This is a genomic window from Actinomyces sp. S6-Spd3, from assembly GCF_000758755.1.
Classification (GTDB): Bacteria; Actinomycetota; Actinomycetes; order Actinomycetales; family Actinomycetaceae; genus Pauljensenia.
Genome location: NZ_JRMV01000281.1, coordinates 457576 through 471678 on the forward strand (window position 1 = coordinate 457576; position 14103 = coordinate 471678).

Annotated in this window: 15 protein-coding genes; all 15 read left to right on the forward strand. The window is 54.8% G+C overall.

The features are described 5' to 3' along the window. Nucleotides 1-49: 49 nt before the first annotated feature. Entirely contained in the window at nucleotides 50-1084 is a 1035-nt protein-coding gene (locus HMPREF1627_RS09230) for a tRNA (adenine-N1)-methyltransferase (protein WP_034503228.1), read from the forward strand. After that, on the forward strand, nucleotides 1074-2588 hold the full coding sequence (arc, locus tag HMPREF1627_RS09235; protein WP_034503232.1) for a proteasome ATPase: 1515 nt from the start codon (nucleotides 1074-1076) through the stop codon (nucleotides 2586-2588). The genes HMPREF1627_RS09230 and arc overlap by 11 nt, the downstream gene beginning before the upstream one ends. After that, nucleotides 2588-4153: a depupylase/deamidase Dop gene (gene dop, locus HMPREF1627_RS09240; protein WP_420705315.1), complete on the forward strand. Its 1566-nt coding sequence runs from the start codon at nucleotides 2588-2590 to the stop codon at nucleotides 4151-4153. The genes arc and dop overlap by 1 nt, the downstream gene beginning before the upstream one ends. Then, complete coding sequence (locus HMPREF1627_RS09245) at nucleotides 4150-4335, forward strand: ubiquitin-like protein Pup (protein ID WP_034503238.1); 186 nt, start codon at nucleotides 4150-4152, stop codon at nucleotides 4333-4335. The genes dop and HMPREF1627_RS09245 overlap by 4 nt, the downstream gene beginning before the upstream one ends. Nucleotide 4336: 1 nt before the next feature. Further along, a complete protein-coding gene (locus tag HMPREF1627_RS09250; RefSeq protein ID WP_034503242.1) occupies nucleotides 4337-5737 on the forward strand; it encodes a proteasome accessory factor PafA2 family protein in 1401 nt (466 codons plus the stop codon). Then, the gene (locus HMPREF1627_RS09255) at nucleotides 5734-6726 is read left to right on the forward strand and encodes an FKBP-type peptidyl-prolyl cis-trans isomerase (protein WP_034503246.1); all 993 of its coding nucleotides are present in this window, start codon (nucleotides 5734-5736) and stop codon (nucleotides 6724-6726) included. Before HMPREF1627_RS09250 ends, HMPREF1627_RS09255 begins: the two co-directional genes overlap by 4 nt. A 47-nt stretch (nucleotides 6727-6773) precedes the next feature. Next, nucleotides 6774-7997 carry a chorismate synthase gene (gene aroC, locus HMPREF1627_RS09260; RefSeq protein ID WP_034503251.1) on the forward strand — a complete coding sequence of 408 codons (1224 nt, stop codon included), beginning with the start codon at nucleotides 6774-6776 and terminating at the stop codon, nucleotides 7995-7997. Next, nucleotides 7994-9577 (forward strand): 3-dehydroquinate synthase, encoded by a 1584-nt coding sequence (gene aroB / locus HMPREF1627_RS09265; protein ID WP_034503255.1) that lies wholly within the window; start codon nucleotides 7994-7996, stop codon nucleotides 9575-9577. The genes aroC and aroB overlap by 4 nt, the downstream gene beginning before the upstream one ends. Next, nucleotides 9574-10110, forward strand: a complete 537-nt coding sequence (locus HMPREF1627_RS09270; protein WP_034503260.1) for a shikimate kinase — start codon at nucleotides 9574-9576, stop codon at nucleotides 10108-10110. The genes aroB and HMPREF1627_RS09270 overlap by 4 nt, the downstream gene beginning before the upstream one ends. Before the next feature lie 28 nt (nucleotides 10111-10138). Next, entirely contained in the window at nucleotides 10139-10702 is a 564-nt protein-coding gene (gene efp, locus HMPREF1627_RS09275) for an elongation factor P (RefSeq protein WP_034503263.1), read from the forward strand. Between the two features lie 2 nt (nucleotides 10703-10704). Further along, a complete protein-coding gene (nusB, locus tag HMPREF1627_RS09280; protein ID WP_034503265.1) occupies nucleotides 10705-11250 on the forward strand; it encodes a transcription antitermination factor NusB in 546 nt (181 codons plus the stop codon). A gap of 432 nt (nucleotides 11251-11682) precedes the next feature. Further along, nucleotides 11683-11994 (forward strand): integration host factor, actinobacterial type, encoded by a 312-nt coding sequence (gene mihF / locus HMPREF1627_RS09285; protein ID WP_034503267.1) that lies wholly within the window; start codon nucleotides 11683-11685, stop codon nucleotides 11992-11994. A gap of 31 nt (nucleotides 11995-12025) precedes the next feature. Further along, nucleotides 12026-12583, forward strand: a complete 558-nt coding sequence (gmk, locus tag HMPREF1627_RS09290) for a guanylate kinase (RefSeq protein WP_034503270.1) — start codon at nucleotides 12026-12028, stop codon at nucleotides 12581-12583. 37 nt (nucleotides 12584-12620) lie between these two features. Then, the gene (rpoZ, locus tag HMPREF1627_RS09295; protein ID WP_034503272.1) at nucleotides 12621-12887 is read left to right on the forward strand and encodes a DNA-directed RNA polymerase subunit omega; all 267 of its coding nucleotides are present in this window, start codon (nucleotides 12621-12623) and stop codon (nucleotides 12885-12887) included. Next, nucleotides 12865-14103, forward strand: a complete 1239-nt coding sequence (gene coaBC, locus HMPREF1627_RS09300) for a bifunctional phosphopantothenoylcysteine decarboxylase/phosphopantothenate--cysteine ligase CoaBC (RefSeq protein ID WP_034503274.1) — start codon at nucleotides 12865-12867, stop codon at nucleotides 14101-14103. Before rpoZ ends, coaBC begins: the two co-directional genes overlap by 23 nt.

Here is a 14103-nt window from a genome sequence, read left to right on the forward strand (position 1 = left end):
TGTGGTTTTAACAGGAATTTCATCTTTGGCTCACGGTAGTGTAGAGGCGATGAGTACTCATGAAACTGCAGTCCATGGCCTCGGTCAAGAACGCCATCGTGGCCCCCTTCGCGAAGGTGAGAGGGTTCAAATTCGTGATCCAAAAGGACGCCTACATCAGGTGATTTTGGTTGCGGGTGGGCGTTTCCAATCGAACCGAGGGTTTATCGATCATGATGATCTGATTGGCCGCCCCGACGGTCAAGTGATCACTACTGAGGAAGGACGTCAGTTCCAAGTTCTTCGTCCTCTTCAAGCCGACTACGTCATGTCGATGCCCAGGGGCGCAGCTGTGGTTTACCCCAAGGACGCTGGGACGATCGTTCACTACGCGGATATTTTCCCTGGAGCAGTCGTTGTCGAGGCAGGCGCCGGTTCAGGTGCTTTGTCGATGGCCCTTCTTAACGCGGTGGGGGAGAAAGGAAGGCTCATTTCTGTCGAGCGCCGCGAAGAATTCGCCGAGATTGCTCGGGACAATGTTGAACTCTGGTTTGGAACGCCACACCCCGCGTGGGATTTACGCGTAGGGGATCTTGCAGAGGAATTACTTGGCATGCCCGAGGCCAGTGTCGACCGGATTGTGTTGGACATGCTTGCGCCTTGGGAGAATCTTGAGGCGGTTGCTCATGCGCTTGTTCCCGGCGGAGTTTTGTGTTGCTACATCGCAACCGTTACTCAGATGTCGCGTTTGATTGAAGACCTGCGAGCTACGCAGAACTTTACCGAACCCCTCGCGTGGGAAAGTCTTTCGCGGGAGTGGCACGTTGACGGTCTTGCCGTTCGGCCCGAACACCGAATGGTCGCGCACACGGGCTTCCTGATGATTTGTCGACGTCTGGCTCCCAATACTCTTCCCCAGGAACGTTCCACGCGCCCCGCGAAGGCAGCTGAAGGCCTCCAGGGAGCATGGGATGAGGAAGAAGAATGGAGCGAGTCTCGCGTCGGTTTGCGCCTGAGCTCGGATAAAAAGATCCGAAAAGTTCGCCGAGATCTTCAAGCGAAGGCCAGCACGTGGGTTGAGGGAAGAGAGAGCGATGAGCTCTGAACAGACAGAACTGTCGATTCTCGAACAAAAGAATGCGCACCTGAGCGCAGCACTTACCCAAGTTCGTCAAGAGCTTGTTCGCCTCCGTGAACAACTCAAACATGTGAATCAACCTCCGTTGACCCTTGGGGTTTTTCATCGGGGGAACACAGATTCGCGAAGCGTCGAGGTCTATGTTTCTGGGCGACTGATGCGTCTTGCGGTAGCGACGCAGGTTGATATCACCTCAATCTCTCCGGGGCAGCGTGTCCTGATCGACGACAAGATGGTCGTTGTTGGGGTAGGCGAATATTCACGCGTTGGCGAGCTTGCGCAGGTTGCCGAATTGATTGGTACCGATCGTGCGGTTGTCTCAGCGGAGGCTGGAAGCCATCGAATCGTTGAACTTGCAGGACCTCTTCGCCACGGAACTTTGCGTCCCGGTGAAAGCGTCTTGGTCGATACTCGTACCGCTTTTGCCTATGAGCGGGTCGTTCGTCAAGATGTCGAGCAGCTTCTTACTCCTGAAATTCCTCAGGTGACCTTTGATGACATCGGTGGCCTGGATGAACAGATCGAAACGATCCGTCAAGCAATTGAGTTGCCGCTCAGGCATCCCGAACTCTACCGCCAGTATGGCCTGCGCCCAACGAAAGGCATCCTGCTATACGGCCCTCCTGGCTCTGGTAAAACACTGATCGCGCAAGCTCTTGCGCATTCTCTGCGTGATTTCAGTTCCTCTGGTGAAGGTTATTTCCTCTCAATCAAGGGGCCGGAACTTCTCACCAAGTTTGTTGGAGAAACTGAACGACAAATTCGCGCGATCTTCGCGCGTGCCCGAGCTCTTGCCTCGGCGAAAGTGCCGGTCGTGATCTTCTTCGACGAGATGGAGGCCCTATTCCGTACTCGTGGAACCGGTATTTCATCCGATGTTGAAACCATGGTTGTTCCGCAGCTTCTTGCTGAAATGGATGGCGTTGAGAGTCTCGATAACGTCGTGATCGTCGGTGCGTCGAACCGTGCGGATATGATCGACCCCGCCGTTTTGCGTCCCGGTCGACTCGATGTTCGTATCCGCATTGATCGCCCGAACCTTTCCTCAGCACGTGAGATCTTCAAGAAACACCTTGACGCATCCGTCCCACTTCATACTGGGTCTGATTCGCTCTCTCATGATGAGATGATCTCCCGTGCGGTTGATCATCTCTATCGTCGTCAAGCTGACACAGCACTGCTGAGCGCGCGTACTCATAGCGGAGCTGAAAGAACCATCTATCTCGCGGATATTGTTTCAGGTGCCATGATTGCTGGGATTGTCGAACGAGCAAAGAAATACGCAATTCTGGACACGATCGAGAATTCCAGACACGGAATGACGAGTGAACATCTCATGCGTGGTCTCGACGATGAAATCCGAGAATCAATGGAACTGGCGACCCGTCAATCTCCGGCGGATTGGGCGCGCACAATTGGTCTCGACCAAGACATCGTTGAGATCCGACCGATCAAGAAAGAGGACGAATAATGTCTGCTCTGGTGATGAGCACAGAAACCGAGTACGGCATCTATTCACCTTCAGATCCTGGAGCTGATCCCGTTGACCTTTCGTGTCGGATTGTTGACGCCTATTCGAAGATTTCGCGCCGCGGGACTCAAAGTGAAGGTAGCGAACCTGTTCGCTGGGATTACACTGCCGAAGACCCACTCAATGATTTACGCGGAATGCGGCTGACTCGCGCGGCCGCTGACCCCTCGATGCTCACTGACGATCCCTACCACCTCGCTCCTTCGGGTGGAAGCGAAACCTTGCCACTGCCACGGCGATCGCAGGGATATTTGCCAGCCGCCGTTTCCTCAGTTCTCACGAATGGGGCACGGCTCTACGTTGACCATGCGCACCCGGAGTATTCCGCGCCTGAAACGACCAATGCTCACGATGGTGTGCTCTGGGATCGAGCCGGGGAAGTCATTGCACGACGAATGATGGCGGCCGCCCGTGAGGCGGGAGAAGACATCGTATTAGTCAAGAACAACACTGATGGCAAAGGCGCGGCATATGGTACCCATGAGAACTACCAGATCAGTCGCACCATCGATTTAGACGATCTTGTTCGAGGACTGACGCCCTTTTTTGTCACGCGTCCAGTGATCTGCGGCGCGGGACGTGTGGGCATTGGTCAACGCAGTGAAGTTGCTGGTTTCCAGCTTTCCCAACGTGCTGACTTCGTCGAAAACGAAGTTGGTCTTGAGACGACCTTCAATAGGCCGATTATTAATACCCGCGACGAGGCCCACGCCAATCCGGCCTACTACAGGCGTCTTCACGTGATCGGTGGAGATGGTAATCAATTCGATTCTTCGATTTTTCTGCGCTTGGGCACTACCGCGCTGGTATTAAAAGCGATCGAGGCCGGCCTGGGGATGGAATGGGATGCGCTTGCACTCGATGATCCGGTTCAAGAAACATGGAATATCAGTCATGATCCGACCTTGACCTACCAGGCCAGTTGCGCAGGAGGAGCGCGCAGCGCGCTCGATATCCAAAAGATCTATCTTGAACTCGTTCATGAAAGCCTCACACGCGCCGAAGTCGCCTTAAGTGAAGAGGAAGAACTCGTCATGCGCTACTGGGAGGACATTCTCAGCCGTATGTCGAGTGATCTCTTGAGCGTCGCAACGGAAGTCGAATGGGTGGGTAAGTACCAACTTTTCGATCGGCAACGTGCGCGTTTGGGCACTTCTTGGGATGACCCGAGGCTTGCTGCAATGGACCTGCAGTGGGCGGATTTGCGTGAGGACCGTTCCTTGGTTGTCGCGCTGGAGCGGGCAGGCCGTGTCAAGCGGATGTTCACTGCCGAACAGGTTGAACATGCAGCCGACTGGGCTCCTGAAAACACCCGGGCGTACCTACGCGGGTATGCTGTAAGAAATCTTCCCGCACTCGCTGCGGCCTCGTGGACTTCACTATGTGAACGCCGGGGCGATCACATGATTCGTAGGCCGCTGGTCGAAGCGGCCGGTATCGATGCCACACTTTTGGCTGATCTTGAGCGCGGTACACTGATCCGTGCAGAAGAGGAGGAAAGATGAGTCTTTCACAGTTATTTGCTGGCGGTAGCGGGCACGAAGATGACGAGGCCGCGGGCCAGATCCACGCCTCGTCTTCCGCGCAGACTGATTCTCTCGATGCACTGCTTGATGAGATTGATACCGTTCTTGAAACCAATGCGGAATCATTCGTTCAGGGATTTGTCCAAAAGGGAGGACAGTGAGGTGAGGCGCCGAGTCGTCGGCATCGAGACCGAGTATGGGCTAACCTGCGCGACGCGGTCAGGTGCACCTCCGATTCACGATGCTGATGCTGCCGCACGTTTATTGTTCGCGCCACTCGCCCTAAGTGGTCGCGCTCCCAATGTCTACCTGCGAAATGGTGGGCGTCTTTACCTTGATGTGGGAGCTCACCCCGAGTACGCGACTGCCGAATGCGACTCTTTTGAAGACCTTCTTGCCCAGCACCGCTGCGGTGATGAGTTACTCAACCAACTCAATGATCGAACCCGTGCAGAACTTGAGGGATTAGCAGATCCCGAAAGGATCTACTTGTTCCGTAACAATGTGGACTCCGCGGGCAACAGCTTCGGCTGCCATGAAAATTATCTTCTTCACCGTCGTCGTGACTTCCGGCAAGTCGCTCAAGGGCTGGTTGCCTTCTTTGTCACGCGATTGGTGCTTGTTGGTGCGGGGCACCTGAGGCGTTCGGGGAACAAACTTAGCTATTGTTTTTCACAGCGCGCGGAGCAGATGTGGGAGGCCGTCTCCTCAGCGACCACGCGAACTCGTCCAATCATCAATACGCGTGACGAGCCTTTGGCCGACGCGGGCCAATACCGTAGACTCCACGTCATCAGCGGTGACACGAATGTGTGCGAAGCGACGACATTCCTCAAAGTGGGAATGACTTCTTTGGTCTTAGATGCCGTCGAAGACGGGATGAACCTGTCAGATCTTGAATTGGCCGATCCCATGCTGGCAATTCGTCAGGTTAATCAAGACCTGTCGGCTCAAGTGAAGATTCCGATGGCACATGGTGGGGAGCTTTCTGCCCTCGACATCCAAGAGCGGATTCTTCAACGCGTGGTCGATGTTCTGGGAATTGATATCAATGATTCTTCATGCGACGCTTCGACTCGCCAAGTTATTGACCTGTGGCGACGAGCACTTGCGGCCCTACGCAGTGGTGACTGGTCGTCTGTTGATCGTGAGCTCGATTTCGCCATTAAGTTCCGTTTGATCCAAGAGTATCTCAAGCGTAAACAGACCACGCTTGATGATCCGCGAGTTGCACGTTTGCTGTTGTCCTATCACGACATTGGTCCCAACGGGCTTCGTCGCGGATTGGAAAGTAGCGGTCTCATGCGACGCCTCACAACCGAGGAACAAGTGCAACAAGCCTGCATTCAGGCGCCGCAATCAACGCGCGCGCATCTTCGTTCTTCGATCATTAATGCTGCAGAAACTGCTGGCATTGAATTGGCAATTGACTGGGTGCGCGCTTCACGAATTGATGATCCCAGTCGCTACGTTCTGATGAATGATCCTTTCGCGACCGAATCTGAAGCCGTCGATCAGTTCATCTCAGGGTTGCGCGCTCGAGACGAATTCCTTCCAGCATGAGTGAACACGCACAGAGTTTGAGTTCTCGACGTCAGCGTATGCGTGGTGCGCGTCGACAGTCGCAGCGCCCGAGGCGACGCTGGGTCTTTGCGTTTATTGCGCTACTAGTTGTGTGCGCAGTAATTGCTTCTTCTGTGTGGTTTGTCGTGCATAGGAATGCTAGCTCTGTCTCGGGCGATGCCCCTCGTTCTGTCCTCGCCTCAGTTGAAGTCTCCGGACGCGTTGGTGCGACGCCCACGGTCAAGTTGAGTGAACCGCTTCAAATTGTCAGCACAAAACATGCGATTATTTCGCAGGGAGAAGGTCGTGCGATTACCGCGGGTTCCCCGGTTCTTTTATCCGTCACTGTCTTCGATGCGCGCACGGGGGAGCTGCTTTCCCCCAATGGACGCCCACGCCTCGTCGTCGGCCGGGCCGACAATGACTCGCTGGGGGCGGACCTGGCCCGCGAAGTGACGGGACGAAGCGAAGGAAGCCGTCTCCTCATTGCTCGCCCTCTTTCGAATGCTCCGGCCTCGGACGTACCCGCAACTCCCACGACGCGTCTAAACACCGGAGAAGTCGTCGTCATCGATATCTTGCCGACCCTGGCCTCGGGGCAAGCCTCCGCGCAAGTTAATGGAAGCGGTCCGCTTGAAGTCACGATGCGCGACGAAGGCCCTGTCATCACTCACGGTGATCAGCTTCCTTCAGGCCCAACTGTCCAGCCGCTACTGACTGGTTCGGGCGGTCAGGTGCGCGCCGATGATGACATTGTCGTTCAGTATTTCGTCAGCGGGTGGAGCGATGGGATTGAACGCGAATCTACCTGGCGAACGGGTGTTCCTGAACGCGTCCGGCTCAGCGAACTTATGCCGGGTCTTCGCCCCCTTCTCATCGACCAAAAAGTCGGCTCACGTCTAGCGATCACTCTTCCCCCTGATCAAGCAACCGGTGACGATACTTTATGCATCATCATCGATATCCTGGCGACGGCTCCGGCCTCATAGTGTGGCTTCCTTGGAAGCCCTGAGCGTAAGTGTGAGAAACTACGAACATGCTCAGATGGCTTACTGCAGGTGAATCACACGGTCCAGCGCTGGTCGCAACTCTTGAGGGCATGCCTTCCGGGGTTGAACTGACCACCCAGACTATTCGCGATGCCCTTGCACGACGTCGTTTGGGCGCCGGACGTGGTGCGCGTCAGAAGTTTGAAGCCGATGAAGTGCGAATTCTTGGGGGAGTCCGCCACGGGCTGACAACTGGCGCTCCAATCGTGATTGAGATTGCGAATTCTGAATGGCCGAAATGGGAAAAGGTGATGTCCGCCGACCCCGTTTCGCCCGAGGATCTTCTCGTCGACGCTGGTAAAGGTGATGAACGCGAAGTTGCGCGAAATCGCGCGCTGACAAAACCTCGTCCCGGGCATGCAGATCTTCCGGGTGTCTTGTCTTACGATCTTGATGAAATTCGCCCGATTCTTGAGCGAGCGAGCGCACGCGAAACGGCTGCTCGCGTTGCTTTAGGAGCTTGCGTAGAGGCTTTTCTGCGTCAGCTTGCAAACATCGAACTGGTTTCCCATGTGGTTGGCGTTGGGCCATGCGAAGCGAAGTCGAGTCGCCTTCCCTTGCCATCTGATGAAGAACATCTGAATGCCTCGCCGATGCGCGCACTCGATAAGGATGATGAATCCGAATTTTTGGCATGTGTCGAGGAAACCCGCGCCGCTGGCGATACCGTTGGCGGAATCGTTGAAGTCGTGGCGTGGAATGTTCCGATTGGGGTAGGGACTCACGTTCAATCTGATCGCCGTCTTGATGCGCAGCTTGCTGCAGCCCTGATGTCCATTCAATCTGTCAAGGGCGTTGAGATCGGCGACGGATTCGCGCAATCGCGCCTGCCTGGCTCCCAGGCTCACGACGAGATTATTCGAGCCGCCGATGGAACTCTCACGAGGGCCTCGAACCGCGCTGGTGGCATAGAAGGCGGAACATCAAACGGTCAGGCGATCGTCGTGCGCGCTGCCTTTAAGCCGATCTCAACCGTGCCCCACGCTTTGAGGACGGTTGATCTTGCGACGGGTGAAGACGCACGAGCTCTTCATCAGCGCTCTGACACCTGCCAGGTGGTCCCAGGTGCTGTCATTGCCGAGGCTGAGGTCGCTTTGGTCCTTGCCCGTGCTTTGAGCGATCATGCGGGTGGTAATTCCTTGAGGGAGTGCAAGCGCAATCTTGAGGCTTACTGCGCGCATATCAGTGAGCGACTTGGACTGACGCAGTGAATGCGGCAGTGATTGTTCTCGTTGGGATGCCAGCGAGCGGCAAGAGCCGAGTTGGACGTGAGCTTGCCGCTGCACTGGGCGTCGCACACCGTGACTCTGATTCACTCATTGAAAGTAGCCAAGGGCGGAGTATCCCCGAGATATTTACCAGCAACGGCGAGGCCGCTTTCCGCACAATCGAAGAAGAGGTCATTGCTCAGGCCCTTGAGCTTCCAGGTGTTTTGTCTCTAGGAGGCGGCGCGCTTATCAGTGCGCGCACACGTGAACGACTGCGCGGTCGGTGTGTGATCTACATCGAAGCTGAACTGAGCGAGTTGCTTCGGCGCGCCGCGGGATCGACGCGTCCACTCCTCGCTGGAAACGCGGAAGAACGCCTCAAAGAGCTGTGGGAACAGCGAAAAGACTATTTCCGCGAGGTCGCGTCGGTAACTGTTCAGACGAATGCTGGTCCATCTCAAGAAGTCGTCCAGCAAATCCTTGGCGCGTTGGGAGAGATAACCATGGTTCGCACCATTCCTGTCGAAGTAGATCAGCCCTACGATGTTCTGATCGCTCGCGATTTTCCTATCGCTGCCATCACCGAGAAACTTCGTGAAAATGCGACAAAGATCTTGATCCTATGCGCGCCGCCGCTTCACACTTATGCGCTTTCTATGATGCGCAAACTTCAAGATCTGGGCTACACGGCAATCACCCACGTTCTTCCTGATGGGGAAGATGCAAAGACAATCGATAATCTTTCTGATCTTTGGGACCTCGCCGGACGCGAAAGAATTGGTCGAGCTGATTGCGTTGTCGCGATCGGTGGGGGAGCAACGACAGATGTTGGTGGTTTCCTTGCCGCCTCCTGGCTTCGAGGAATTGACTTCATTGCGGTTCCAACGACACTTTTGGCAATGGTCGACGCCTCAGTTGGAGGAAAGACCGGTATTAATACTCCGGTGGGTAAGAACCTTGTTGGGGCTTTCCACTCTCCGCGCCGCGTCATCGTCGACCTTGACCATTTGAAGACGCTGAGTGAGCAAGACTACCGAGCGGGTTTGGGAGAGGTCGTCAAATGCGGTTTTATTGCGGATCCGCGGATCCTAGAGATCGTCGAATCTGATCCTGAGGAGATCTTTGATCCGAGGGGGGAAGTTATCGCTGAACTCATCGAACGTTCGATTGCGCTCAAAGCTCGTGTAGTGAGTATGGATTTGCACGAGAGTGGCCCGCGCGAGTTTCTTAATTATGGCCATACTCTGGCCCATGCCATCGAAAAGCTTGAGAACTTCGAGTTCCGCCACGGTGAAGCGGTCGCCATCGGCTGCGTATTTGCGGCTAATCTTGCCCATCAGCGAGGTCTTCTTACCGAAGAAGACGTCCTTCGTCATGAGCATGACTTTGCTTCTCTTGGGTTGCCAACGCATTATCTCGATGCGTCAATCGAAGATCTTCTCAACGTCATGCTTTCCGATAAAAAGGTGCGTGCCGGCGTCTTGAGATTCGTGCTTCTTGATGGGATCGACAATCCTGTAACACTTCCTATTACTCCCGATGAAGTGCGCGTATGCGCTGAGTCAATGGGAATGAAGCATTGAGCTCGGCTATTACCCCTCAGCTTGTTTTGGTGGGAACTGCGGGGAGCGGGAAGACGACAATTGCACGTGAGATCGCGGCTCGATGCGGGCTCAGCCTCACTGAAGACATCGAAATCCTTCAGTCAGAGTATTCGCGTTCACTTGACGAACTCATCGCGGATGAAGACTTTCCTTTTGACCGTGCGCTCGAAGAGGCCGGTGAGCGGCTTTTGAACGGCATGTGCGATATCGCGGTGCTCTCACCATCGCAGGTGCGTCATCAAAGAATTATCGACCGTTTGATTGCTTTGAAGGAGCAGGGGAGTGCAGTTGTTCTTCTCCAGCTTCCCATTGATCAAGCCGCGCGACGCGTTGGCCTCAATGCTCCACGCTCGGTAGGGCTTGGCGCACCACGCTCGCTATTTGCGATGATGACCCGCGAATTGGATCGCACCTACCTTGAGTTTGCTAGTTTTTCTTGTGACACTGGTTTAAAAACTCCGAGTGAGGTAGCGGAGAACATCATCGTGGCGTGTAAGATGGCCACGGTTTAAACTCACCCGATTTGGGAGGACTTTTATAGTGGCTACGACAAATGATCTGAAGAACGGCCTCGTCATGGTGATTGACGGCCAGCTGTGGCAGGTTGTCGAATTCCAGCACGTGAAGCCGGGTAAGGGCCCTGCCTTTGTGCGCACCAAGATTAAGAACGTTCTGTCCGGGAAGACCGTTGACAAGACCTTCAACGCGGGCGTCAAGATCGAAACCGCTACAGTCGATCGTCGCGATATGACGTACCTGTACCAGGATGGCTCCGATTACGTTTTCATGGATGCTTCTACCTACGAGCAGATTAACGTTCCTGCCGAGGTCGTAGGTGATGCCCGTAACTTCATGGTTGAGAACCAGGACGTCATTGTTTCTCAGCATGACGGCGCGGTTCTGTTCATCGAACTTCCCGCAACCGTCGTCTTGACGATCACCCACACCGAGCCCGGCCTGCAGGGCGATCGTTCTTCCGCTGGTACCAAGCCCGCGACCCTCGAGACCGGCTACGAGATTCAGGTTCCGCTCTTCATGGAAGAAGGAACACGAGTCAAGGTCGATACCCGCGATGGCTCTTACTCCGGACGCGTGACCGACTGATAATGTCTCACAAGAAGCACCAATTCACTTCTCGGACGAAGGCTCGCAAGCGTGCTGCCGACGTCGTTTACGAGGCCGACCAGCGTGGGATGGGCAGGAATGCGAGCGTGCTGCGCGATCTCCTTCGCGAACGCAAGGTAATCACCGCCGCACTGACTCCGCTGCCCGACTATTCGATTCAAATTATCGAAGGAGTTGCCGATGAGCTGTATCGGATTGATCGGCTCATTGATTCTCATGCGCGAACGGGCTTAGATCGAGTTCCTGCGGTCGACCGCGCAGTTTTGCGCGTCGCGGTGTGGGAAATGCTGTCAAACTCCGAAGACGTTCCTCCGGTGATTGCGATTGACGAGGCGATTTCCATCGTCAAGTCGATTTCCACCGAAGAGTCTGCGGGCTTCGTCAACGCCATCCTTGACGCCATTCGCCGAGATATTCAATCACCGAGCTGGTCTCGTCAATCTGTTCAGGAATCTGAAGATGACATCGACGATGAGCTCAGTGCCGATGAAATCAACGAATTGGATGACCTCTTAGACGAGTACTAAAACGTCATCATGTGTAAACGGGGTGCTTTCGGCACCCCGTTTACACTGTAGGGGACACTTCCGACAGTGTGAGATATGCCATATTTAGTAATTTGTGTTGACGCGCATACTTCCGGTGGCCGTCACTACACATGGAACTCAACGTCTTTTCTTAATTCCGTCAATCGGTGACGGGTCGGCAAGGATGATGCGCATCCGATGCAGGTCAGCGGCAGTTTCTCGTAGACAGTAATGCGTGTAGTAGAAACTGAAGCTCTGCAGTTTTTCCGGGTTTGCGAGTCTCTGCTCCGTAATAGTCGCTCGTTGCGAAGCTGCCTCTCACGCCTTTAGCTCGTGGAAATTCGCGATTTGTCGGTTGCATTTGCACCAAAAATCATCAAGAAAGTGCGATGCTATTCCTGTCAGGGGAATCTAGAAAAGGAGCGTAGCGAGATGGCACTGCCAGATCTAACTCCGCAACAGCGAGCCGAGGCTCTGGAAAAGGCGACGCGCGCTCGTCGTCGGCGCGCTGAGGTGAAGAATGCGCTCAAATCGCGAGAGCTTACTCTTTCAGAGGTCATTGATATGGCCGCTAGTGATGAAGCAATCGCGAAGATGAAGGTGCGTTCTTTGCTTGAAGCCCTGCCCAGAGTCGGTGTGAGTACTGCTGAAGCTCTCATGAACGAGATCAAGATTGCGCCTTCTAGACGTGTTCGTGGTCTTGGGCAGGTTCAGCGAGAGGAACTGATTCGCCGCTTCGGCTGAAGTTTCGGCTTCACTGTGGCAGCATACAGGCATGTCTACTTCCAAAGTTACCGTTATCGCCGGCCCAACGGCTGTCGGCAAAGGCACCGTTATTGCACGTTTGCGTGAGCGTTTTCCTCAAGTTGAGCTTTCAATCTCAATGACGACACGTTCACCTCGCCCCGGTGAAGTAGACGGAGTGCACTACCACTTTGTTTCCGAAGAGGAATTCCTTCGGCTCGTCGATTCAGGGCAGATGCTCGAATGGGCGCTTGTTCATGGCAAGTATCACTACGGAACTCCGCGAGGGCCTGTCGATGATGCCGTGAAGAGGGGAGTCCCCTTCCTTCTCGAGATCGATATTGCAGGCGTGCGCCAAGTCCGGGAGTCATTGCCGGATGCGCAGTTCGTTTTTCTTGCGCCTCCTTCGTGGGAAGAGCTTGTTGCTCGCCTCGTGAATCGAGGAACTGAAGATGCTGCTGAGCAGGAACGTCGACTTCTCACGGCAAAGACTGAGCTTGCAGCAGAAGATGAGTTTGATGTCACTGTTGTCAATGATGATTTGGAAACCGCCGTCGAGGAACTCGCCCAAATCATGGGGCTAGAATAGAATTTAGTTCTCGCTCATTACATCAGGAGAGATTTGCATGTCCGGAATTGTTGCACAGCCAGAAGGTATCACCTACCCGCCGATCGATGATCTGCTCGAACACGTTGATTCGAAGTACGCCCTGGTGATCTTTGCGGCCCGTCGTGCACGTCAGATCAATTCCTACAACATCCAGCTGGAGCAGAACATGATCCAGTTTGTTGGCCCTGTTGTCGATACTGAAGTTGACGAGAAGCCTTTGGCAATCGCACTTCGTGAGATTGATGAAGGCCTGTTGACCCTTGAGTCAGCACCTCAAGCCTGAGCACAAGCCCGCGCACATCGTTCTCGGTGTTTCTGGGGGCATTGCTGCATATAAAGCCGTATTCCTGCTTCGCCTGCTCCAAAAGGAAGGCTTCACAGTATCGGTTGTCCCGACTCCGGCGTCCCTTGCGTTTGTCGGCAAGACTACGTGGGAAGGGTTGACTCAGAAGTGCGTGTTCACCGACGTCTTTCATGGCGGAGGCGCCGATCATGTGGAGCTTGCTCGGAATTGTGATGCGCTTGTTATCGCTCCGGCTACTGCCGACCTTATCGCCCGCATTGCACACGGACAGGCAAATGATCTGCTTACTACAACTGTCCTAGCGAGTTCGTGTCCAGTTATCGTGGCCCCCGCGATGCACACGCAGATGTGGAACGCTTCGGCGACGCAAGACAATATCAAAACCCTTCACGAACGTGGGTTTATTATCGTCGGTCCGGAGAAAGGCGATTTAGCTTCGGGGGACTCTGGCGCTGGGCGAATGAGCGAACCGGAGGATATCGCCGCACAGGTAAGCCGCATTCTTGCCTCGAGCGGCGAGCTTTTTGGCAAGAAAATCATCGTTACCGCAGGTGGTACTCGCGAGGCGCTTGACCCAGTTCGTTTCCTCGGGAATCGTTCCAGTGGTCGACAGGGAATCGAGATTGCTAAAGAAGCTGCGCGGCGTGGTGCGGATGTGACCCTGGTTGCCTCCAATATTGAAGCTTCGCTTCTCCCACGTGAGTGCACTGTTATTCCAGCTTCTAGCGCTGCTGAGATGCACTCGGTGCTTTTCGAAAAACTCCAGTCGTGCGACGCTCTCGTTATGGCGGCGGCGGTCGCTGATTACCGCCCAAAGGCTCCTGCGGCCTCGAAAATCAAAAAAGAAGAGCAGGGCGCTGCGCCGCCAATAATCCAGCTGGAAGAGACGACGGACATTCTCAAGGCCGTTACTTCTTCGCCCCAACGTCCCTCAGTTGTCATCGGATTCGCTGCGGAAACCGGCGATCCTCAGACCGTTCTTGAATATGGTCGAGCGAAAGCACGGCGGAAGAACGCCGACTACTTAGCAGTGAACGCCGTAGGGGAGAACCTCGGTTTTGGGGACGTACCGAACTATGTGTATGTGATGGATGCCCAAGGCTCCCTTGTCACCGAAGGAGGCGGGACGAAAGCCGACGTTGCCCGCACCCTAGTTGATCTAATTGCCGAACGCCTAACTACGATAGAAGCGTGA

Excerpts from the sequence above, each read along its gene's own strand:
- HMPREF1627_RS09230 (WP_034503228.1), top strand. The coding sequence starts at position 50 with ATGAGTACTCATGAAACTGCAGTCCATGGCCTCGGTCAAGAACGCCAT.
- arc (WP_034503232.1), top strand. The coding sequence starts at position 1,074 with ATGAGCTCTGAACAGACAGAACTGTCGATTCTCGAACAAAAGAATGCG.
- dop (WP_420705315.1), top strand. The coding sequence starts at position 2,588 with ATGTCTGCTCTGGTGATGAGCACAGAAACCGAGTACGGCATCTATTCA.
- HMPREF1627_RS09245 (WP_034503238.1), top strand. The coding sequence starts at position 4,150 with ATGAGTCTTTCACAGTTATTTGCTGGCGGTAGCGGGCACGAAGATGAC.
- HMPREF1627_RS09255 (WP_034503246.1), top strand. The coding sequence starts at position 5,734 with ATGAGTGAACACGCACAGAGTTTGAGTTCTCGACGTCAGCGTATGCGT.
- aroC (WP_034503251.1), top strand. The coding sequence starts at position 6,774 with ATGCTCAGATGGCTTACTGCAGGTGAATCACACGGTCCAGCGCTGGTC.
- nusB (WP_034503265.1), top strand. The coding sequence starts at position 10,705 with ATGTCTCACAAGAAGCACCAATTCACTTCTCGGACGAAGGCTCGCAAG.
- mihF (WP_034503267.1), top strand. The coding sequence starts at position 11,683 with ATGGCACTGCCAGATCTAACTCCGCAACAGCGAGCCGAGGCTCTGGAA.
- gmk (WP_034503270.1), top strand. The coding sequence starts at position 12,026 with ATGTCTACTTCCAAAGTTACCGTTATCGCCGGCCCAACGGCTGTCGGC.
- rpoZ (WP_034503272.1), top strand. The coding sequence starts at position 12,621 with ATGTCCGGAATTGTTGCACAGCCAGAAGGTATCACCTACCCGCCGATC.